Raw genomic sequence first — 20,154 nt, forward strand, 5'->3', positions numbered from 1 at the left:
TTGCATGATTCGGCGAACTACTGCCAATGTGCCGGATTCACGAAAATTTTTCTTTCCATGGAACGATAAAGCGGTCATTTCGTTAAGTATAAGAAGAACGAAAAGAGGCACTTTATCATGCGAACACCACTCACGGTCCGGCTCCTTGCCCTTGCATCGCTCGGGTTTGTGGCCGCATGCGGCGATACCGCAGTTGAACAGGCGCTCATGGGCGGCGGAGCCGGCGGCGCGGCGTCGCTCCTGCTCGATGGCAATGTCGCAACCGGCGTCGTCGTCGGCGCGGCGGCCAATGTCGCCTATTGCCAGAAATACCCGACGCGCTGCTGATGCGCGTCTGACACGAGTTCCGGCGCAGGCCGGGGTAAAGAATAACACGGCCATCGCAGGGCACGCGCCCGGCGGTGGCCTTTTTTATGCCAATGACCTGAGGCGGACCACGCCCGGGCACCACGACGGAAGGGACGAGCCATGTTCAAGAAGATCCTGATTGCCAACCGGGGCGAAATTGCCTGCCGGGTGATCAAGACCGCCCGCAAGATGGGGATCAAGACGGTCGCCATTTATTCGGACGCCGACAAGCAGGCGTTGCATGTGCAAATGGCGGATGAGGCCGTAAACATCGGCCCGCCGCCAGCGAACCAGTCCTATATCGTGATCGACAACGTGATGAAGGCGATCCGCGAGACCGGCGCCGAGGCCGTGCACCCGGGTTATGGTTTTCTGAGTGAAAACAGCAAGTTCGCGCAAGCTCTTGAAGCTGAAGGCGTGGCGTTTATCGGCCCACCCGTAGGCGCGATTGAGGCGATGGGTGACAAGATCACCTCGAAGAAGATCGCCCAAGACGCCGATGTCAGCACCGTGCCCGGCTATATGGGGTTGATCGAGGATGCGGATGAGGCGGTGAAAATCTCGAACGAGATTGGCTATCCGGTGATGATCAAGGCCTCTGCCGGGGGCGGCGGCAAGGGGATGCGGATTGCATGGAGCGACGAGGAAGCGCGCGAAGGGTTCCAATCGTCCAAGAACGAAGCCGCCAGCAGCTTTGGCGATGACCGGATTTTCATTGAAAAATTCGTCACCCAGCCGCGCCACATTGAAATTCAGGTGCTGTGCGACAGCCACGGCAACGGGATTTATCTGGGCGAGCGGGAATGCTCGATCCAGCGGCGCAACCAGAAGGTTGTGGAAGAGGCGCCGTCGCCCTTCCTTGACGAGGCAACCCGCAAGGCGATGGGCGAACAGGCCGTGGCGCTTGCGCAGGCCGTGGATTACGCCAGCGCGGGCACGGTGGAATTCATCGTGGATGGCGCGAAAAACTTCTATTTCCTTGAGATGAACACCCGTCTTCAGGTGGAGCATCCGGTGACTGAGCTGATCACAGGTGTCGACCTTGTGGAGCAGATGATCCGCGTTGCCGCGGGCGAAAAGCTGACGCTTGCGCAGAAAGACGTGAAGCTGGAAGGCTGGGCGATTGAGAACCGGCTTTATGCCGAAGATCCCTATCGCAACTTTCTGCCCTCGATTGGCCGCTTGAGCATGTATCGCCCACCTGCCGAAACGGCCGCGGGGCCGCTTTTGGTTAACGGCAAATGGCAGGGCGAGGCACCCGAAGGGGCGGCCGCCGTGCGCAATGATACCGGCGTTTACGAGGGCGGCGAAATCAGCATGTATTACGACCCGATGATCGCCAAGCTGTGCACATGGGCGCCAACGCGCGACGCGGCGATCGAGGCGATGCGCATCGCGCTCGACAGTTTCGAGCTGGAAGGGATCGGGCACAACCTGCCGTTCCTGTCGGCGGTGATGGATCACCCGGTGTTTATGGCCGGAGAGATGACAACCGCCTTTATCGAGGAGCAATATCCCGAAGGATTTGAAGGGGTTGAGCTTCCCTCCGAGACCTTGCGCCGGATCGCGGCCTCGGCGGCGGCGATGCACCGGGTGGCCGAAATTCGCCGCACACGGGTGTCGGGCCGGATGGACAACCACGAGCGGCGCGTTGGCACCGATTGGGTTGTGACGCTTCAGGGCGAGAGCTTTGATGTGACGATTGATGCGGATCATGACGGATCAACCGTGCGCTTTGCCGACGGCAGCACCATGCGTGTCGCCAGCCGCTGGACTCCGGGCGACAGTTTGGCCGAAATCACGGTCGATGGTGCGCCGCTGGTATTGAAGGTGGGCAAGATTTCGGGCGGCTTCCGTCTGCGCTCTCGCGGGGCGGATTTGAAGGTGCATGTCCGCTCGCCCCGTCAGGCCGAACTGGCCGCGTTAATGCCTGAGAAACTTCCGCCTGATACCTCCAAGATGCTGCTGTGTCCGATGCCGGGTCTTATCGTCAAGATCGACGTGGAAGTCGGGCAGGAAGTGCAAGAGGGGCAGGCGCTCTGCTCGGTTGAGGCGATGAAGATGGAGAACATCCTGCGCGCCGAACGCAAGGCCGTGGTCAGCAAGATCAACGCCGGGCCGGGCGACAGCCTTGCCGTGGACGAAGTGATTATGGAGTTCGAATAGGGCGATGTGGTTTGCCGGGTGTCATGCAGGAGCCAAACGGGGCAGCGTCATGCTCGCCCTTGCGGCCTTGGTGACGCTCGGCGGCTGTGCACGCCATTCAGAGGATGAGGCGCGTGCGCTGATGGCCGGTTGGGTCGATCTGGGGGAGACGCTCTATTTCGAAAGCCGGCACGGGTGTACTGCGGCTGTGTTTCGGATCAAAAGCGCCGAGGTCAAGTCGCGGGTGCCGTTGTTTGACAGCGCCGAGGCGGTTGTGGGCGCAGGGCAGCAAGGCAAGCCATTTGCGATTTCCGTGCCTGGCAAGACTGCGGATCAGCTGTTTATCGACCTGATGAATGTGGATCGCCCCACTGGCGTGGCCATACAGTCGGTCGGGCTTGCGGCGAAACCCTGTTTGAGCGGCAAGGCCAACAACACGTTTTACGCCGCTCTCAATGCAGATCCGTCCACGGTGGTGTTTTCGCGGCAAGACGCGGCTTTTGCCGTGCTTGACCCGCTGCGCGGTCTCGTTGTGTTGACCAGCGGGGATCTGTGATGACCCTTTGTTATTTGCGCAATTCTTGTCGGCGGAGCGGCATTTTGTCGATGGAGCGGGAGATTTCCCGTGTGCTCCAAGGCAGCGGTTTGCGCAGATATACGCTTCCGTCCTTGCCCATCAGCACAAGCATAAACCCACGCGGGCGGAATTTAAGGCGCAACGCAGACTCGGCATCGGGGTTGGTGTCCGTCAGCAGGACGACATCACGCTCGACCAGATCACCGGTGCGGGTTTCAAGAAGGGTCATTTGCTCGATGAAGCGCGGGTCTCCGGGGCTTTCCGCGAAGATCACCAGCAGGCGTTTTTTCCATAGAAATTGTGACAAGTCGAGCGCATCGCCGTCTGGGGCAAGCAATTCCACAACCGGTTGCGGCACGGTTTGCGCAAGGCCCGGAACGGCGAAAAGCGCAGCAAATACAAAGCTCAAGAATGATTTCATCGGGCCTCCTGTCCTGCATGATATAGGGGGATTTGCGGCAAATGCGAGATTGAATATGCCGCAAGTGAAAAAAATCGTGCCTGTTAAACACATTGTCAGGATTGGGGGGACAGTATGACAGCCGAAACTATTTCCCTGTCGCGGCATGCGGCGTTCACCGGCAAAGTGTTTAGTGTCATGAAAGTTATCCTTCATATCGGGGCGCAACGAACTGCGACCACCTCTTTTCAGGCCTACTTGCGGGGCAATACCGATTGGCTGAGTAAGCGTGGCGTTGGCTATTGGGGCCCGCATAGAACCCGGCGTGGCGGGCTGTTCAGCGGCTTGGTGCGCGGTTCAGAGCAAGAGCTTGCGGGAGAGATTGAAAAGGCAAAGCGCGAGATCGGCGCGCGGGTTGAGCGATTGGCAAAACAAGGCAAGACGCACCTGATTGTCAGCGATGAGAATATGCTGGGCACCGCGCGTCTCAATGTGCGAGCCAAGCAACTTTACCCCGATGCAGCGCAGCATCTTGAACGGTTTGCGCGCGCCTTTGATGGGATGGTGAGCGGTGTGGTTCTGTCGGTGCGCTCACTTGAGACTTATTGGCCTTCGGCGCTTGCGTTTTCGTTGGGGCGCGGCGGGCATCTGGCGCGCGCGGATGAGCTTGACCAGATTGTCGAAGGGCCACGCGGATGGCGCGATGTTGTCTCTGATACATCCGCTGCGTTTTCAGGTGTTGACGTCACGGTGGACAGCTATGAAACCTATGCGCCCCAGCCGGAAAAGCGGTTGGCCTATATGACGGATGGGGCGGTGGAACTGCCTGAGACACATGCGCGGCTCTGGCTGCATCGCTCGCCTGATCTGGCGCAATTGCGCCGAGCCTTTGCGCAGCGTGGCGGCAACCCGGCCAAGCTCCCCTCTGGGGAGGGGCGCTGGCTGCCGTTTGATGAGGTGCAAAGCGCGAAATTGAAAGAAAACTACGCTGATGATCTGTTCTGGCTGCATGCCGGGGCCGGGGGCGTGGCGACATTTGTTGAGGAAGATCAGCCGGATCAGGCGGGAGCAAACCCGTCGGGCGGTGCAACGACAAGAGGACACAAGAATGACGGAAAAGACGGACGCATGGCGCGCGCTGGCTGAGAAAGAGCTGCGCGGTCGCCCGCTCGACGAGCTGACATGGAACACCCTCGAAGGGATCGCGGTCAAGCCGCTCTATACCGAGGAAGACACCGAGGGGCTGCCGCATATGGGCAGTGTGCCGGGCGTGGGGCCATTCACGCGCGGCGTGAAGGCAACGATGTATGCCGGGCGCCCTTGGACCATCCGGCAATATGCCGGGTTTTCTACGGCTGAAGAGTCGAATGCCTTTTACCGCCGGGCGCTGGCCGCAGGGCAGCAAGGCGTGTCGGTTGCCTTTGATCTGGCGACGCACCGGGGCTATGACAGCGACCATCCGCGCGTGGTGGGAGATGTCGGCAAGGCGGGCGTTGCGATCGACAGCGTCGAAGACATGAAGATCTTGTTTGACGGTATTCCGCTCGACAAAGTGTCGGTCAGCATGACGATGAACGGTGCGGTGATCCCTATCTTGGCGAATTTTATCGTCACGGGCGAAGAGCAGGGCCATGACCGTTCGGTTCTGTCCGGCACCATTCAGAACGATATTCTGAAAGAATTCATGGTGCGCAATACCTATATTTATCCGCCGGAACCGTCGATGCGGATCATTTCGGACATCATCGAATATACCTCGAACGAGATGCCGAAGTTCAACTCGATCTCGATCTCGGGCTACCACATGCAAGAGGCGGGGGCGAACCTTGTTCAGGAGCTCGCTTATACGCTGGCGGACGGACGCGAATACGTGCGCGCCGCAATTGAGGCGGGCATGGATGTGGACAAGTTTGCCGGGCGGTTGAGCTTCTTCTTTGCGATTGGCATGAACTTCTTCATGGAAGCGGCCAAGCTGCGCGCGGCGCGGCTGCTCTGGCACCGGGTGATGAGCGATTTTGGCGCAAAATCGGAACGCTCGAAAATGCTGCGCACCCATTGTCAGACCTCGGGTGTGAGCCTTCAGGAGCAGGGACCCTTATAACAACGTGATCCGCACCGCCTATGAGGCGATGGCGGCGGCATTGGGGGGCACACAATCGTTGCACACCAATGCTCTTGACGAGGCGATCGCCTTGCCGACCGATTTTTCTGCACGAATTGCGCGGAATACGCAGTTGATTTTGCAGGAAGAAACCGGGGTCACCAATGTCGTCGATCCGCTGGCCGGATCGTATTACGTCGAAAGTCTGACGGCGGAGTTGGTTGATCGGGCTTGGGCCTTGATGGAAGAGGTTGAGGAAATGGGCGGCATGACCAAGGCCGTGGCCAGCGGCATGCCAAAGCTGCGCATCGAAGAGAGTGCTGCGACCCGTCAAGCAATGATCGACCGCGGCGACGAGGTGATTGTTGGCGTCAACAAATATCGTTTGGACAAGGAAGACCCGATCGACATTCTTGACGTGGACAACATGGCGGTGCGTGACGGGCAGATTGCACGATTGAAAGAGATGCGCGACAGCCGCGACGAGGCCGCCTGCACCGCCGCGCTGAATGAATTGACGCGGCGCGCCAAGGAAGGCGGCAACCTTTTGGACGCCGCAGTTGATGCGGCGCGCGCACGCGCCAGCGTGGGGGAAATCAGCATGGCAATGGAAGAAGAATTCGGGCGGCACCGGGCCGAGGTTAAAACCCTCGCCGGGGTATATGGCGCGGCCTATGAAGGCGACGAAGGCTTTGCTGCGATCCAGAAAAGCATTGAGAGTTTTGCCGAGGAAGAAGGGCGCAGGCCCCGGCTCTTGGTGGTCAAGATGGGGCAGGACGGCCACGACCGGGGGGCCAAGGTGATTGCCACGGCCTTTGCCGATATCGGCTTTGACGTGGATGTTGGCCCGCTGTTCCAGACGCCGGAAGAAGCGGCGCAAGACGCGGTGGACAATGACGTGCATGTGGTTGGCATTTCAAGTCAGGCGGCAGGGCACAAAACCCTCGCGCCGCAGTTGATTGCCGCGCTGAAGGAAAAGGATGCGAGCGATATTATCGTGATCTGTGGCGGGGTTATTCCGCAGCAGGATTACGATTTCCTCAAGAATGCGGGGGTCAAGGCAATCTTTGGGCCGGGCACCAATATCCCGGAAGCCGCGCAGGATATTCTTGAGCTGATCCGCGCCGCACGCGGGTAGGCGAGACCAATTTTAGAGGGAGAGAGGGCCGATGGCCTTCTTTCCTATTTTTTTTGGCGGCGGTTGAGGCGGCTTGTGCCGCCGCGTTGATTTCGGGCTTGCAAATCGTGGTCGAGCGCCGCGAGGATGGCGCGGAAACTGTGAGGGAGTGCGCAACGTGTCGAAACGCGCAAAAACACTGGCCGGAATTGCTTTGGCGTTGGTCTGGTCGGTCGGTATTCTATGGTGGCCGCAAACGGTAAAACCTCCGTTCATACCGCTGAACACGGCGATGGTTATGGCGCTGTTGCCGGGGGAATTGTGTGCACAATATTGATTGCCCTATTGGCGCTGCGCCGTTTTTTTGACGACAGCGCGATGGCGGGCGGGGCGTTTCACCCCGGGTCCGCCGGAGAGGTTGATCAGCGGGTTCTGACCAACACGATCGAACAACTTGTGCTGGCAATTGTGCTTTGGCCCTTTGTGGCGCTAACGCTGGGGGCGTTGGTTGTGCTTTACATGGGCGTCGGGTTTGCGATTGCGCGGCTGGTGTATTGGGCCGGCTATCACTTGGCTCCGCCGCTGCGCACCTTCGGGTTTGGGGCGACGTTTTTCCCCACGGTGTTGGGCTTTCTTTGGGCAGTGATGAAATGGGCGGTGTGAACATGATGAAGATTGACCATATTGCCGTCGCTTGCGAGACGCTGGACGCCGGGCGCGCGTGGGTTGAGCAAAGCCTTGGGGTGACGCTTTTGCCCGGTGGGCAGCATGCGCGGTTTGGCACGCACAACCTGTTGCTGGGTTTGGAGGAAGGGCTTTACCTTGAGGTGATCGCGATAGATCCGACAGTGCCAGATCCGGGACGTCGACGGTGGTTTGATCTCGACGATTTCACAGGCGCGCCGAGGGTGACGAACTGGATCTGTGCAGCAGATGACCTGAGCGCGGCTTTGGCAAAAGCGCCGGCCAGGATGGGAGCGCCGTTTGATATGAAGCGGGGCGCATTGGAGTGGCAGTTCGTTGGTGGCGAGGAGGGGCGGCTTCCCTTTGGTGGCGGATTTCCGGCGATGATCGACTGGGGCGACAGTGTGCATCCGGCGACGCGGCTGGCGAACACCGGCCTGCGGTTGGAGCGGCTGGTGATCACCACGCCTGACGCCGATGCGCTGCGCGGGGCGTTGGCGCCGCTGATCACGGATCGCCGCGTTGAGATTAAACAGGGGGCGCGGTCGATGCGCGCCGAGTTCGCTTCGCCCGATGGTCAAAAGGTTTTGGCATGATCCTGAGACAGGCGGAGGCGCGCGACGCCGCAGAGATATCTGCGTTTTGGGCGCCGATGATCCGTGACACGATCATTACGTTTTCGACCGAGGAAAAGACCGCCGCCGATGTGGCCGCGATGATTGAACAGCGCGGTGCGGCGTTTATCGTGGCCGAGCTGGATGGGCAGGTGGTTGGGTTTGCCACCTTTGGGACGTTTCGCAATGGGCCGGGGTATCGCCATTCCGCGGAGCTGACTATCATCCTGTCGGATCAGGCGCGCGGCAAGGGCGTCGGGCGCAGCCTTATCGCTGCGCTGGAAGAGGCGGCGCGGGGGCAGGGGATACATGTTTTGGTGTCCGGCGTGAGTGCGGAAAACAGCGGTGCGGTGGCGTTTCACAATGCCTGTGGATTTGTTGAAACCGGGCGAATGCCAGAAGTCGGGCGCAAGTTTGGCCGTTGGCATGATCTAGTTTTGATGCAAAAAACCGTGTGACGCGCTTTTGTTTTGATGCCCTGTGCGGTTTTGCACGATGACTTCGCTGCATCGCCGCATTAGAGTTGTCTCATGTCGATTTGGACCCGTATAACCGCCGCCGTTTCCGCCCTTGCCAGTGGTGAGCCGCTTTCGGCAGTGTTTGAACATCTTCGCACGCCACCGGAGCGCAAGGTGGGGTTTGCCATTGCGGTGATCGCTCTTGGGGCGAAAATGGCCAAGGCCGACGGGCAAGTGACCCGCGATGAGGTTGCGGCCTTTCGCGAGGTGTTCCAGATCGCGCAGGAGGATGAGGCCGGAGCCGCCAAGGTGTTCAACCTGGCCCGTCAGGACGTGGCGGGGTTTGAGGATTACGCCCAGAAGATCGCCACGATGTTCGGTGCGGGCGATGAGGCGCTTGTCGATCTGATGGAGGGGCTGTTTCACATTGCCATGGCGGATGGCACCTATCATCCGAATGAGGATGCGTTTCTGATCCGGGTGGCCGAAATTCTGGGCATAGAGGAACAGCGGTTTCGCCGCCTGCGCTCGCGCTTTGTGCCCGATGCGGTGCGCGATCCTTACGAGGTTCTGGGCGTTGCCCATGATGCCCCGATGGAGGCGGTGCGCAAGGCGTGGCGGAAGCTGGTCCAAGAGACCCATCCCGACCGGATGATCGCACGCGGCGTGCCCGAAGAGGCGATGAAACTGGCCGAAAGCCGGATGGCGGCGATCAACCTCGCATGGGAGGAAATTCAGGCCGAGAGGGGCTGAGGGATGCGCATCGCCACCTATAATGTTGAGTGGTTCAACAGTCTGTTTGACGACGACGGGCAGTTGCTGGTCGATGACCAATGGTCCGGGCGACGGGATGTGAAACGGGGCGAGCAGATCGAGGCGTTGGGCGTTGTGTTCACGGCGCTGGATGCGGATGCGGTGATGGTGATCGAAGCGCCGGATCACAACGGCAAACGCGCCACGGTGCCTGCGCTGGAAAATTTTGCGCAGGTGTTCGGGTTGCGTGCCCGCGAGGCGATTGTCGGCTTTCAAAACGACACGCAGCAGGAAATTGCGCTGCTTTATGATCCGGATTTTTTGACAGCAAAACATGACCCCATAGGCGACGAAACGGGAAAGAAGGGCTCGCGTGTTGCGCCGCGGTTTGACGGGGTGTTTCGGATTGATCTGGACGTGGATGCAACCGAGGATCTGGTGCGGTTTTCCAAGCCGCCGTTAGAGTTGGCGATGGCAACAAAAAGCGGTTTCGCCTTTCGGTTGATCGGCGCGCATTTGAAATCCAAAGCCCCGCATGGTGCGAAGACCAAAGCCGACGCAATGAAGCTGTCGATTCAAAACCGGCGCAAGCAACTGGCACAGGCGATTTGGTTGCGCCAGCGGGTTGAAGAGCATCTTGCGGCGGGCGACGCTCTGATGGTGATGGGCGATTTGAATGATGGTCCGGGCCTTGACGAATACGAAGACCTGTTTGGGCGCTCCTCGGTCGAGATTGTCTTGGGCGAAGGGGATGGTAACAAGTTGTTTGATCCGCATGCTCAGGTGGCGTTGCAGCGCCGATTGGGGCCGCAGATCAGCACCGCAAGGTTTTATATCAAGGCGCAGAAGCGGTTCTTGCAGGCTTTGCTGGATTACATCATGGTGTCGTCCGATTTGCGCAGTAAATCGCCGGAGTGGCGTATCTGGCACCCGTTCGATGACCCTGATTGCTGGTCTATGCCTGAGCTGCGCGAAGCTTTGTTGACGGCGTCCGATCATTTTCCGGTCACGCTTGATATTGCGCTTGGTTCTTAAAATCGTCACCGGGATGCGCTATATTGGTGTCATGAAACAGATACTCAGCCTGACTTTTGCCGCGTCGCTTGCTGCTGCGCCCGTGCTTGCCGAAGAGAGCAAGGGGGGAGTTCGCTCATGGAAGAGGGGGCGAAGCTTCTGTTGCGGGGGTTCATGCAGGAGATGGAACCGGCGATCGACGATCTGAAGAAATTCAGCGAAGAGGTCGAGCCGGGTTTGCGGTTGTTCGTTCAAAAGATGGGCCCGGCTTTGCACGATCTGATGGGAAAAATCGACGATATCACGGCCTATCATTCGCCCGAAGTTATGCCGAACGGCGACATCATCATCCGGCGCAAGACGCCGGATGAGATCAAGAAAGACAAGGGCGAAGGCGGCGAGATTGATTTGTGACCCCGGCGTCTAGCGCGGCAAGTGGATATTGAACCTTGCGCGGAGTGCCGCATCGAGGTCCGGCGCGAAAAGCGCGCCAGAGAGCTCTGCCAAGATCGCTTCTTTTCGCGCTGTGGCCTTTTCGTTGAGGTCCGGTTTGCCGATTTCATCCCATTCTTTGGGGGACGTGCGATCACCCAGTGCCGGGTAGACATGATCGCTCTGCATCCGGCCAAGAGTTTCGGCGGTGCCGAGGTAATGCCCCGGTCCGCCCATGCAAACGCTGCGCATTTGTTCAAGGGCGAGGGTGGTGTCATCGACTTCGATCCCGCGCACACAGCGCAGCGCCTGACCGATGATGTCGTTCCCGAGGATCAAGCTCTCGTGGCAAAAGCCGAGCAGGGATGCGTGCATCCCGGCGGATTCATAGACCATGTTGAGACCTGACAGACCGGCGATCACATTCGAGCACATCTGCTCCCAACCGGCCTGCATGTCGGGCAATTTGCTGTCAGCGATACCGGCGGCGGCACCACCGGGCAGGCCATAGAATTTGTGCATCTGAGAGCAGCCCGCGGTGAGCAGCGCCTGTTCGCCGGACCCACCCGTCATCGCACCAGAGCGCAGGTCGAGGCCGAAAGGCCATGTGCCAAAGATCGCGGGATGCCCCGGCGAGATGGCATTGACATAGACAACACCGGCAAGGCATTCGGCGACCGCCTGAGTGATGGCGCCCGCGATGGTAGAGGGCGCGGTGGCCCCGGCCATGCCCGCAGAGAGCAACAGCACGGGCATGCCACCTGCGATGACCTTTTCCATCACAAGACAGCTTTCGGTGGCGAATTTTAAGGGCGGCACAACGAAACAGTTGGAGTTTGACACGAAGGGGCGCGCGCGCCATTCGGCCTCTCCGCCCGCGATCATATGCAGCATCTCAAGCGCGTCATCGACAAAATCGGGTTCGGTAAAGGACACGCCGACATGTTTGGTTGTCCCCGAACAACAGGCATAAATCGAGTTGAGGTCGAGTTCGCGGCTGTCGGTTATGTCTCGGCACACCATTGGGCGTTGCAGGAAGTGGATATTGTCGAGCTGGTCGACGATGCGGGCGGCGTCATGCAAGTCTTGCACCGTGCTTTCGCGATAGGCGCGCCCTTGGACATCGACCATGTGAACGGCCGCGCCAGCCGTGCCATAGTGCACGCGGTTGCCCGAGAGGGTGAGGTCGTTTTTGCCATCGCGGCTATTGAGATTTACCTCTTTGGCGGCCAGCGCGAGCATGTCTTCGACGAGGGCGCGGGGGAAGCGGAGACGACCATCGTCACCCATGATCGCTCCCGCGCGGGTCATGATGTCTATGCCAGAGGCTGGCGCATCGACCAGCCCGATTTCTTCCAACGCGCGCAGGGCGGTTTCGTGGATTCGGGCCATGTCGGTATCGGTCAGGGGTTTGAACCTGCCGCCCTCCATGCCGGGGCGGATGGGACGTACGGCCTCGGAGAGGGGGGCGCTTCGGGCTGCGTGGCGGGCGTTGCGGCCGCCGGCGCGTCTTTTAAGGGGTGCGTTCATGTTGGAAGCCTTTGGTTGGAGTTCTGATAAGGGATGTCAGAACAAACCCGGCCTTCCACGCGCCGCGCGACCACGTTCGGCACCGATGGTGCGGATAACAAGACTGATTTTGCAGCCCGGTTCCTGCATGGGCGTACTCCTGTCTGCTGCAAGCCAGATTGACCGGGGTTTTCCAGTCAATCTGTGCCATTTGCGACAGGAGGTCGTTTTCAGAGGATGGGCGTTACCATTTGCCGGTCGCGCCGCCGCCGCCGGATTTGCCGCCGCCCATATCGGGCTTTGGTGGTTCGTCATCCTTGCCGCGGGCTGCGATCGTGTATTCCTTGACCTCGCGGTGGCCGCAGTTTTCGCATTCGGTGACAGTTTCACCGCGTCCGGGTTTGGTTTCGGTCGGCTCTTGGAGGTGACTATGGCTGACCTTGAGGCCGCGATTGCCGCATTTGGGGCATTTGGCGAGTTTGGACTTCAAAGCGCCCCAACCGATCAAGGCGGCGAAAGGCGCGAATATGATCGCGGCCCACCAAGCGCCAAGCCCACCGGATTCTTCGCCGTCTTTGGGTTGGCCATCGGCAGCGCCACCAGCCGGAGGAAGGGTGTCAGAGGCCGCGCCCGAGGCGTCGGGCTTGGGGGCGTCCTGTCCGGCGATGTGGTTTGTGATGATGAGGTCGATTGTATCGGTGACCCCGGCGCGGATACCATCGTTATACCGCTCTTCCTTGAACGCGGGGATGACCGAGCGGTTGAGCACGATCTGGGTCGCCACTTGCCAGTCGTAGCCGTAGGCTTCGCCGAGTTCGATGCGCATTTCGCGGTCGGTGTGAAGGACAAGGAACAAGACTCCGTCGTTTTTCTCGGCATTGCCGATTTTCCATTGTTCAAAGAGCCCTTTGGAAAACGCCTCGACGCTTTGATCGGGGGCGAACATGTCCTTGCGCGACAGGGTCACGACGGTCATCACGACGCCGGTGTCTTTTTGCAATGCTTCGAGCTGCGCCACCAGTTCGGCTTCGCTTTCTGGTGGGAGCAGATTGGCGAAATCATTGACCGTGGTTGCGGACGGATCGGGATAGGTTTGGGCCGCAATGGGACCGGTGAAAAGAAGGGCCAGCGCAAGCCAGCTAAACAGAATGCGTTTCATATCTAGTCTCTCAATTCTTTAAATACTGGAGACAGAATAGGCCCGCAAAGGTGATTTAGGCAATCATATTTGGGCAGCGGCGAAGCGCATGACCTCTTGCAGGGCGGCTGCAAAGGCGTTGTCTTCGACCGTCATGGCGACGCGGATATGGCCCGCGGCCGCCTCTCCAAAGCTTTCGCCGGGCATCACCGCGATCTTGCGCTCTTCGAGCAGGCGGGCGGCAAAATCGCTGCCTGAAAGGCCGGTCGCGCGGATGTCGAGCATCATATACATAGCCCCTTGGGGCGGCACGCTGCGCACAAGGTTTTGCTGGCCAAGGATGTCGAGCGCGATGAGGCGGCGGCGGCGGAATGGCTCTGCGATGGCCTCTTCAAAGCGCGGGCCTTGTTGCAGGGCGAAAAGCGCGGCCTCCTGAATGTAGCCCGGCACGCCATAGGTGGTGTGGGTCGACAGGTTGATAAGATTGGAGACAGCGGCTTCGGGGCCGACGATCCAACCGACGCGGCTTCCGGTCATGGCGTGGCTTTTGGACATGGAACCGACGACCAGCGTGCGATCTGCCATGCCGGGAAGGGCGCGGATCGAGATGTGCTCGCCGTCCCAGAGTTGGGTGTCGTAAACCTCATCAGAGATGACCCAGAAATCATGGTCCTTGGACGCTTCGGCGATCCCGTCGAGCGTTTCGCGGGAATAGACCACACCGGTAGGATTGTTGGGGGTGTTGATCAACAGCGACGCGGCATTGGTGACGGCTGCCGTCTTGGCGATCTCGGCCGGGTCGGGTTGGAAGCCGTTCTCAGCAAGGGCGGCAATGGGGCGGGCCACCGCGCTGGCCCCGCGCAGGGTGCCGGGGTAGGTGGCATAATAGGGATCAATATAGAGCGCGGTTTGACCGGGATCGCAGACGGCCATATGGGCCGCGAAAAGCGCGGCCTGGCCACCGGGGGTGATAACGACGTTCTCGCGCTTGGTCGGCACGCCGGTGGCCGCGGTGACGCGCTCGGCAATCACATCGCGCAGGGCGGGGATGCCGGGAATGGCGGCATAGCCTGTGTGCCCGGCAAGCGCGGCGCGGTGCATTTCGTTCAGGATCGCAGGATCGGTGCGGATGTCGTGTTCGCCGATGGTCAGTTCGGTGATGCTCTCACCGGCGGCGACCATGGCGCGGGCCCGCAGATAGATTTCCCACCCTCCCGACGCATCGGGGGTCAAGGTGGTGATCCGGTTCGAGAGCTGCATCGTGATTCTCCTTGGTCTGTCCGTGCGCCCATGCAGACGCGTGCAGGCAAGGGAAGTCAATCAGCGGCAGAGGTGTCACGCTGCGGCAAGCTGGCCTGAAACTTTTTGGTCAACCCAGAGCGGATCGTGTCATAGGCCACTTCGAGGCGGTGTCGGAGTTCGCCCTCGTCCAGCGTGTCAAAAGGCATATGCAGCCATGAGCGGTGAAAATAGGGGGCTTTGATGCCAGCACCCGCGTCAATCAGCATTTGCGCGGTTTCGATGTCGGGCGTTTTGAGCGACACACCGTCCCCGACTGCACCAATGCAGGCAAACACCTTACCACCGATTTTCCACGCATCATGACCGCCGCCCCAAGGGTCCGAACGCTCAGCCCCGGGGAAGGTGGCGGCGATGGTATTGACCATGTCTCGGCTCATGTCATTCTCCGGCTTGGCAAAATGCGTTTCCTCCGCTAAAGCTTAGCACATGACAAGAACCTGCAACATTATCTGCTGCATTACCTGCTGACATCGTCAGGCGGGCCGTTCTTCTTGTTTCCACTCACATCGGAAGTTGATATGCCCGCCGCGAGGCCGCGTGCGAGGACGCTATGACCGATATCAAACTTTACAACACCCGGACCCGCAAGAAGGAGGCATTCGCCCCGATCGACCCGGAAAATGTGCGGATGTATGTCTGTGGGCCAACGGTTTATGATCGCGCCCATATTGGCAATGCGCGCCCGGTGGTGGTGTTTGACACACTCTACCGCTTGCTGCGCTATGTCTATGGGGCCGAGCACGTCACCTATGTGCGCAATTTCACCGACGTCGATGACAAGATCAACGCCCGCGCCGCCGAGAGTGGGCGCACGATTGGCGAGATCACGGCAGAGACAACGCAATGGTATCTCGATGATATGGGCGCGTTGGGCGCGCTGGAGCCTTCGATTAAGAACGATCCAGATCATGCTAAAGCGATGCCACGCGCCACGCAGTTCATTCCTGAGATGGTGGCGATGATCGACGACCTGATCGCGCGGGGGCATGCCTATGCCAAGGAGGGGCATGTGCTGTTCCGGGTGCGTTCATATGAAGGGTATGGCGGGCTTTCGGGTCGCTCGGTTGACGACATGATCGCCGGCGCGCGGGTTGAGGTTGCGCCCTTCAAGGAAGACCCGATGGATTTCGTTTTGTGGAAACCATCGAATGATGCGCAACCGGGCTGGGACAGCCCGTGGGGGCGCGGGCGTCCGGGCTGGCATATTGAATGCTCGGCGATGGCCTATGAGCTGTTGGGCGAGAGTTTTGACATTCATGGCGGGGGGAATGATCTGATGTTCCCGCACCATGAGAATGAGATCGCGCAAAGCTGCTGTGCCCATCCCGAGGGAGAGTTTGCCCGCGTGTGGATGCATAACGAGATGTTGCAGGTCGAGGGGAAGAAGATGTCCAAGTCTTTGGGCAACTTCTTTACCGTGCATGATTTGCTGGACAAGGGCGTGCCGGGCGAGGTGATCAGGTTTGTTTTCCTGAGCACGCATTATCGCAAGCCGATGGATTGGACGGAGAAGAAGGCGCGGGAGGCGGAGGCGACTTTGAGAAAGTGGCATGGGCTTGTTGATGGGGTTGAAGCGTCATCGGAGCCGGCGAAGGCGGTCATGGAAGCCTTAAAGGATGATCTTAATACCGCTGGAGCGATTGCGGAACTTCACAAGTTAGCCAAAACTGGCGACTACGCTCAACTCGCCGCAAGCTTAGCTATCCTTGGATTGGAAGATTTGGAGACCGCAAGCGGTGTTGTGGCGTCGTTTGGCTTTTCGCAAGACCTAGAGGTCCTCGACGCAGCTAATTCAGTTATCCGGCGATGGATGGAGCTAAGAGAGGCCAAAGACTATGCGGCGGCCGACACTTTGAGGGAGAGAGCATCCGATATTGGTCTTGAACTCGTGGTGGAGAAAATTGATGGCAAACTCAATGGCTCATTCCATGTTTCAGGTAGTCCCACCGTTAGGCAAATAGAGGCTTTGATATGAGCGGGATAGAGGTGGAAACGTGGGTAGAATCTCACACCCGGCGCGACTGCGCCATGCCCGACCTCCCCCCAGGGAGGGCATTTTGCCAACAGAAGTCACGCGCGTTGCATTCGCAGTGGAAAGAACGAGTGTTGCACCTGGATTCACCGGCCCTCCCGAGGTCGGGCATGGCGCAATCACGCCTCGAGATGGGAGAAGTGCAATGACCGAACGCCTTTATATCTATGACACCACGCTGCGCGACGGACAGCAAACGCAGGGCGTGCAATTCTCGACTCCGGAAAAGCATCAGATTGCCGCGATGCTGGATCAGTTGGGCGTCGATTATATCGAAGGCGGCTGGCCGGGGGCAAACCCGACCGACAGCGACTTTTTCAACGAAGCGCCCAAGACGCGCGCCACGTTCACGGCCTTTGGCATGACCAAGCGGGCCGGGCGCAGCGCCGAAAATGATGATGTTCTGGCCGAGGTAATGAACGCAGGCACGCAGGCCGTGTGTCTTGTTGGCAAGTCACATGATTTCCACGTCAAAACGGCGCTTGGGATTGAGTTGGACGAGAATGTCGAAAATATCCGGGCCTCGGTTGCGCATATCGTGGCGCAAGGGCGTGAGGCGCTGTTTGATGCCGAGCATTTCTTTGACGGCTATAAGGCCAACGCGCCTTATGCTCTGAAGTGCGCGTTGGCCGCCTATGAGGCGGGCGCGCGTTGGGTGGTGCTGTGTGATACCAATGGCGGGACGTTGCCCGGTGAAATTCACGACATCACCCGCGCTGTGATCGAGGCCGGTGTGCCGGGAGATCATCTTGGTATTCACACCCATAACGACACGGAAAATGCCGTGGCAGGCTCGCTTGCTGCGATTGATGCGGGCGCGCGACAGGTGCAGGGCACGTTGAACGGGTTGGGCGAGCGATGTGGCAACGCCAATCTGACCACATTGATCCCGACGCTGCTTTTGAAAGAGCCCTATGCCAGCAGCTTTGAGACCGAAATCACGCTTGACGCGTTGAAGTCGCTGACGCGGGCGTCGCGGCAATTGGATGACATTTTGAACCGCGTCCCAATGCGACAGGCGCCCTATGTAGGGGCCAGTGCGTTTGCGCATAAGGCGGGGCTGCATGCCTCGGCGATCCTCAAAGATCCGTCCACGTATGAGCATATCGTGCCCGAAACAGTCGGCAACGGGCGGATCATCCCGATGTCAAACCAAGCCGGTCAATCCAACCTGCGCCGCCGTTTGGCGGATGCGGGAATTGATGTGGCTGCGGGTGATCCGGCGCTGTCACGCATCCTTGATGAGATCAAAGCACGTGAGGCGCAGGGTTATACCTATGACAGTGCGCAGGCGTCTTTTGAGTTGCTGGCGCGGCGTGAATTGGGGATTTGCCCGGAGTTTTTCGAGGTGAAACGCTATAAGGTCACGGTCGAGCGGCGCAAAAACAAATACGACAGGATGGTGTCCCTGTCCGAGGCGGTTGTTGTGATCAAAGTGGACGGAGACAAGAAGCTTTCGGTTTCAGAAAGCCTTGATGAAGACGGGTCAGATCGCGGGCCGGTGAATGCGCTGTCCAAGGCGCTGGCCAAGGATTTGGGGCGCTATCAAGCCCTGATCAACGACATACAGCTTGTTGATTTCAAGGTGCGTATCACCCAAGGCGGCACCGAGGCCGTGACCCGTGTCATTATTGACAGCGAAGACGGGCAGGGGCGGCGTTGGTCAACGGTTGGGGTGAGCCCGAACATAGTGGATGCCTCGTTTGACGCGCTGCTGGATGCGGTCAATTGGAAGCTTCTGCGGGACGGGGCGACGTGATTTTCAAGCTGCTCAGCTTTGTTGCCATTAGCGTTGCGATTTATTTTGCGATTGCGTTTGGTTTGATCCTGTCGCAACGCCCGTCAACGGCTGTTGCGGCTGATCAAGGGTTGGATTTTCAACGCATTCTCGGTGATGGCTTTGCCTTGCCGGTGGATGAGGCTGCGGTTGTGCGCAGCGAAGTCGAGTTGAGGGATGGCAGCGCGCTTGAGCTTTTGACCCTCCGCAGGGGAGACGCGCCGGACCTGCCTATCTTGCTTATGGTGCATGGGTCAGGTTGGCACGGCGCACAGTTTGAGCGGTTAGGGTGGGCGCTTGCCGATCTGGCCGAGGTGCGGATCGTGACGTTGCGTGGGCATGGCGCGACCCCGGATAGGCGCGGTGATGTCGATTACCTTGGTCAGTTCGAAGACGATTTGGCCGATGTTCTGAAGGATGCGGGGGATCGTGAGGTTTTGGTGCTCGGCCATTCTTCGGGCGGGGGGCTTGTCGTGCGAATGGCGGGCGGTGCGCATGGCGGCTTGATCGACCGGGCAATCTTGCTCGCTCCGTTCTTGCAGCATGATGCGCCAACGACGCGCGCAAACTCCGGTGGTTGGGCAAAGCCGCTGACGCGGCGGATCATCGGGTTATCCATGTTGAACATGGTGGGTGTTCACGCGTTCGATCACTTGACAGCGATCCAGTTCAACATGCCCAAAGCAGTGCTTGACGGCCCAATGGGTCACACGGCGACGACCGCCTATTCTTGGCGATTAAACCAGAGTTTTGCACCCAGGCGCGATTGGCAGGGGGATGTGGGCAAGCTGCCCGAGTTTTTGTTGATTGTCGGGGCGCGGGACGAGGCGTTTGATGCGGCGCTCTTTGAGCCGACATTGAAAGAGATAACGACAAAGGGGCAATATGAGATTGTGCCTGATGTCGGGCATCTCGACGTGGTTAACGCGCCCGAGACTTTGGCCATGATCCGTGAATTCCTGCGATGAATGATGATTTGAATGCATGCGCGGGGATTGTCGAAAAGGGTGATCCGCCGAGGTTTCGCGCCGTCATGTCCGCGCCACCCACCGCACGTGAGGCGTTGTTTCCGCTCTATGCGTTCAACGTTGAAGTGGCGCGCGCGCCTTGGGTCACGTCAGAGCCGGGGATCGCCGAGATCAGGTTGCAATGGTGGATCGACGCCTTGGGAGAGATCGCAGGCGGCGGCATGGTTCGGCGGCACGAGGTCGTGGTGCCGCTCGCTCTGGCCATCGCGCCAGAGCAGGCACAAGCGCTTGTGCCGATGGTCGAGGCGCGCAGCCGCGATATTTACAGCGACCCGTTTGCTGATGAGGATGCGTTGCTCCGCTATCTTGATGTGACATCCGGTGGGTTGCTTGAAGTCGCTGCGGGCGTTTTGGGCGATGGGGCGGGTGAGGCTGCCAAGGCTGCGGGCCGGGCGCAGGGGGTGGCGAATTGGCTATTGGCGGTGCCAGCGTTGAAGGCGGCGGGGCGGCAACCGCTCCCTGATGAGACCGAGGCAGGCGTTGCGCGATTGGCAGAGGCAGGGCTTGCGGCTCTGCGTGAGGCGCGTTCAGCGGCGCGGCCCAACTCCGTGCGCCCGGTGTTCAACGTCATGGCAGGCGTTGGCCGGGTTTTGACGCTTGCGAAACGACAGCCGGAGCGCGTTTTGGCCGCAACGTTGGAGCCGGCACCTTTGTCAGCGGCTTTGGCGCTGATGCGGGCGTCTGTTTTGGGCCGCTGGTAGCAACGGTGCATTAGCGAAACGGCA

Annotated in this window: 20 protein-coding genes and 1 pseudogene; 16 read left to right on the forward strand and 5 right to left on the reverse strand. The window is 59.6% G+C overall.

What is annotated here, in order from left to right:
• Positions 1 to 117: 117 nt before the first annotated feature.
• The 3 genes from N4R57_08335 (at position 118) to N4R57_08345 (ending at position 3,049) form a co-directional block, all read left to right on the forward strand.
• Positions 118 to 327, forward strand: coding sequence for a hypothetical protein (locus tag N4R57_08335; protein UYV39006.1), 210 nt, complete (start codon positions 118 to 120; stop codon positions 325 to 327).
• A 141-nt stretch (positions 328 to 468) separates the two neighbouring features.
• A complete protein-coding gene (locus N4R57_08340; GenBank protein ID UYV39007.1) occupies positions 469 to 2,514 on the forward strand; it encodes an acetyl/propionyl/methylcrotonyl-CoA carboxylase subunit alpha in 2,046 nt (681 codons plus the stop codon).
• 49 nt (positions 2,515 to 2,563) lie between these two features.
• A complete protein-coding gene (locus N4R57_08345) occupies positions 2,564 to 3,049 on the forward strand; it encodes a hypothetical protein (protein ID UYV39008.1) in 486 nt (161 codons plus the stop codon).
• Positions 3,050 to 3,059: 10 nt separating this feature from the next.
• On the opposite strand, the gene N4R57_08350 is transcribed toward N4R57_08345, so the two are convergent.
• Entirely contained in the window at positions 3,060 to 3,491 is a 432-nt protein-coding gene (locus N4R57_08350) for a DUF4174 domain-containing protein (protein ID UYV39009.1), read from the reverse strand.
• Between the two features lie 114 nt (positions 3,492 to 3,605).
• Here N4R57_08350 and N4R57_08355 point away from each other — a divergent pair, with 114 nt between their 5' ends.
• The 9 genes and pseudogenes from N4R57_08355 to N4R57_08395 all read left to right on the forward strand — a co-directional run bounded on the left by N4R57_08355 (position 3,606) and on the right by N4R57_08395 (position 10,625).
• Positions 3,606 to 4,616, forward strand: a complete 1,011-nt coding sequence (locus N4R57_08355; protein ID UYV39010.1) for a hypothetical protein — start codon at positions 3,606 to 3,608, stop codon at positions 4,614 to 4,616.
• Positions 4,579 to 6,709, forward strand: a pseudogene (gene scpA, locus N4R57_08360) (methylmalonyl-CoA mutase). The gene N4R57_08355 and the pseudogene scpA overlap by 38 nt, the downstream one beginning before the upstream one ends.
• Before the next feature lie 157 nt (positions 6,710 to 6,866).
• Complete coding sequence (locus tag N4R57_08365; GenBank protein UYV39011.1) at positions 6,867 to 7,025, forward strand: hypothetical protein; 159 nt, start codon at positions 6,867 to 6,869, stop codon at positions 7,023 to 7,025.
• Between the two features lie 8 nt (positions 7,026 to 7,033).
• Positions 7,034 to 7,351 carry an MAPEG family protein gene (locus N4R57_08370; GenBank protein UYV39012.1) on the forward strand — a complete coding sequence of 106 codons (318 nt, stop codon included), beginning with the start codon at positions 7,034 to 7,036 and terminating at the stop codon, positions 7,349 to 7,351.
• Positions 7,352 to 7,353: 2 nt separating this feature from the next.
• Complete coding sequence (locus N4R57_08375) at positions 7,354 to 7,968, forward strand: VOC family protein (GenBank protein ID UYV39013.1); 615 nt, start codon at positions 7,354 to 7,356, stop codon at positions 7,966 to 7,968.
• Positions 7,965 to 8,444 (forward strand): GNAT family N-acetyltransferase, encoded by a 480-nt coding sequence (locus N4R57_08380; protein UYV39014.1) that lies wholly within the window; start codon positions 7,965 to 7,967, stop codon positions 8,442 to 8,444. Before N4R57_08375 ends, N4R57_08380 begins: the two co-directional genes overlap by 4 nt.
• 72 nt (positions 8,445 to 8,516) lie before the next feature.
• Positions 8,517 to 9,197, forward strand: coding sequence for a molecular chaperone DjiA (locus N4R57_08385; GenBank protein ID UYV39015.1), 681 nt, complete (start codon positions 8,517 to 8,519; stop codon positions 9,195 to 9,197).
• Positions 9,198 to 9,200: 3 nt separating this feature from the next.
• On the forward strand, positions 9,201 to 10,232 hold the full coding sequence (locus N4R57_08390) for an endonuclease (GenBank protein UYV39016.1): 1,032 nt from the start codon (positions 9,201 to 9,203) through the stop codon (positions 10,230 to 10,232).
• Between the two features lie 117 nt (positions 10,233 to 10,349).
• Entirely contained in the window at positions 10,350 to 10,625 is a 276-nt protein-coding gene (locus tag N4R57_08395; protein ID UYV39017.1) for a hypothetical protein, read from the forward strand.
• A gap of 9 nt (positions 10,626 to 10,634) precedes the next feature.
• On the opposite strand, the gene N4R57_08400 is transcribed toward N4R57_08395, so the two are convergent.
• The 4 genes from N4R57_08400 to N4R57_08415 all read right to left on the reverse strand — a co-directional run bounded on the left by N4R57_08400 (position 10,635) and on the right by N4R57_08415 (position 14,969).
• Positions 10,635 to 12,173: a trimethylamine methyltransferase family protein gene (locus tag N4R57_08400; protein ID UYV39018.1), complete on the reverse strand. Its 1,539-nt coding sequence runs from the start codon at positions 12,171 to 12,173 to the stop codon at positions 10,635 to 10,637.
• Between the two features lie 223 nt (positions 12,174 to 12,396).
• Positions 12,397 to 13,311: a TPM domain-containing protein gene (locus tag N4R57_08405; GenBank protein UYV39019.1), complete on the reverse strand. Its 915-nt coding sequence runs from the start codon at positions 13,309 to 13,311 to the stop codon at positions 12,397 to 12,399.
• Positions 13,312 to 13,374: 63 nt separating this feature from the next.
• Positions 13,375 to 14,550, reverse strand: coding sequence for a pyridoxal phosphate-dependent aminotransferase (locus N4R57_08410; protein UYV39020.1), 1,176 nt, complete (start codon positions 14,548 to 14,550; stop codon positions 13,375 to 13,377).
• 56 nt (positions 14,551 to 14,606) lie between these two features.
• Positions 14,607 to 14,969, reverse strand: coding sequence for an MmcQ/YjbR family DNA-binding protein (locus N4R57_08415; protein ID UYV39021.1), 363 nt, complete (start codon positions 14,967 to 14,969; stop codon positions 14,607 to 14,609).
• Between the two features lie 173 nt (positions 14,970 to 15,142).
• On the opposite strand from N4R57_08415, the gene cysS reads away from it, so the two are divergent.
• The 4 genes from cysS to N4R57_08435 all read left to right on the forward strand — a co-directional run bounded on the left by cysS (position 15,143) and on the right by N4R57_08435 (position 20,130).
• Entirely contained in the window at positions 15,143 to 16,567 is a 1,425-nt protein-coding gene (gene cysS, locus N4R57_08420) for a cysteine--tRNA ligase (protein ID UYV39022.1), read from the forward strand.
• A gap of 202 nt (positions 16,568 to 16,769) precedes the next feature.
• Positions 16,770 to 18,383: a citramalate synthase gene (gene cimA / locus N4R57_08425; GenBank protein ID UYV39023.1), complete on the forward strand. Its 1,614-nt coding sequence runs from the start codon at positions 16,770 to 16,772 to the stop codon at positions 18,381 to 18,383.
• A complete protein-coding gene (locus N4R57_08430) occupies positions 18,380 to 19,369 on the forward strand; it encodes a lysophospholipase (protein ID UYV39024.1) in 990 nt (329 codons plus the stop codon). The genes cimA and N4R57_08430 overlap by 4 nt, the downstream gene beginning before the upstream one ends.
• Positions 19,366 to 20,130: a squalene/phytoene synthase family protein gene (locus tag N4R57_08435; GenBank protein ID UYV39025.1), complete on the forward strand. Its 765-nt coding sequence runs from the start codon at positions 19,366 to 19,368 to the stop codon at positions 20,128 to 20,130. The genes N4R57_08430 and N4R57_08435 overlap by 4 nt, the downstream gene beginning before the upstream one ends.
• The last annotated feature ends 24 nt before the right edge of the window (positions 20,131 to 20,154 follow it).

The organism is Rhodobacteraceae bacterium D3-12, from assembly GCA_025916135.1.
Classification (GTDB): domain Bacteria; phylum Pseudomonadota; class Alphaproteobacteria; order Rhodobacterales; family Rhodobacteraceae; genus JAKGBX01.

Bases quoted from the DNA above. Each gene is read 5' to 3' on its own strand.
- N4R57_08335 (UYV39006.1), top strand. From the start codon at position 118: ATGCGAACACCACTCACGGTCCGGCTCCTTGCCCTTGCATCGCTCGGG.
- N4R57_08340 (UYV39007.1), top strand. From the start codon at position 469: ATGTTCAAGAAGATCCTGATTGCCAACCGGGGCGAAATTGCCTGCCGG.
- N4R57_08345 (UYV39008.1), top strand. From the start codon at position 2,564: ATGCTCGCCCTTGCGGCCTTGGTGACGCTCGGCGGCTGTGCACGCCAT.
- N4R57_08350 (UYV39009.1), bottom strand. From the start codon at position 3,491: ATGAAATCATTCTTGAGCTTTGTATTTGCTGCGCTTTTCGCCGTTCCG.
- N4R57_08355 (UYV39010.1), top strand. From the start codon at position 3,606: ATGACAGCCGAAACTATTTCCCTGTCGCGGCATGCGGCGTTCACCGGC.
- N4R57_08375 (UYV39013.1), top strand. From the start codon at position 7,354: ATGATGAAGATTGACCATATTGCCGTCGCTTGCGAGACGCTGGACGCC.
- N4R57_08380 (UYV39014.1), top strand. From the start codon at position 7,965: ATGATCCTGAGACAGGCGGAGGCGCGCGACGCCGCAGAGATATCTGCG.
- N4R57_08385 (UYV39015.1), top strand. From the start codon at position 8,517: ATGTCGATTTGGACCCGTATAACCGCCGCCGTTTCCGCCCTTGCCAGT.
- N4R57_08390 (UYV39016.1), top strand. From the start codon at position 9,201: ATGCGCATCGCCACCTATAATGTTGAGTGGTTCAACAGTCTGTTTGAC.
- N4R57_08395 (UYV39017.1), top strand. From the start codon at position 10,350: ATGGAAGAGGGGGCGAAGCTTCTGTTGCGGGGGTTCATGCAGGAGATG.
- N4R57_08400 (UYV39018.1), bottom strand. From the start codon at position 12,173: ATGAACGCACCCCTTAAAAGACGCGCCGGCGGCCGCAACGCCCGCCAC.
- N4R57_08405 (UYV39019.1), bottom strand. From the start codon at position 13,311: ATGAAACGCATTCTGTTTAGCTGGCTTGCGCTGGCCCTTCTTTTCACC.
- N4R57_08410 (UYV39020.1), bottom strand. From the start codon at position 14,550: ATGCAGCTCTCGAACCGGATCACCACCTTGACCCCCGATGCGTCGGGA.
- N4R57_08415 (UYV39021.1), bottom strand. From the start codon at position 14,969: ATGAGCCGAGACATGGTCAATACCATCGCCGCCACCTTCCCCGGGGCT.
- cysS (UYV39022.1), top strand. From the start codon at position 15,143: ATGACCGATATCAAACTTTACAACACCCGGACCCGCAAGAAGGAGGCA.
- cimA (UYV39023.1), top strand. From the start codon at position 16,770: ATGACCGAACGCCTTTATATCTATGACACCACGCTGCGCGACGGACAG.
- N4R57_08435 (UYV39025.1), top strand. From the start codon at position 19,366: ATGAATGATGATTTGAATGCATGCGCGGGGATTGTCGAAAAGGGTGAT.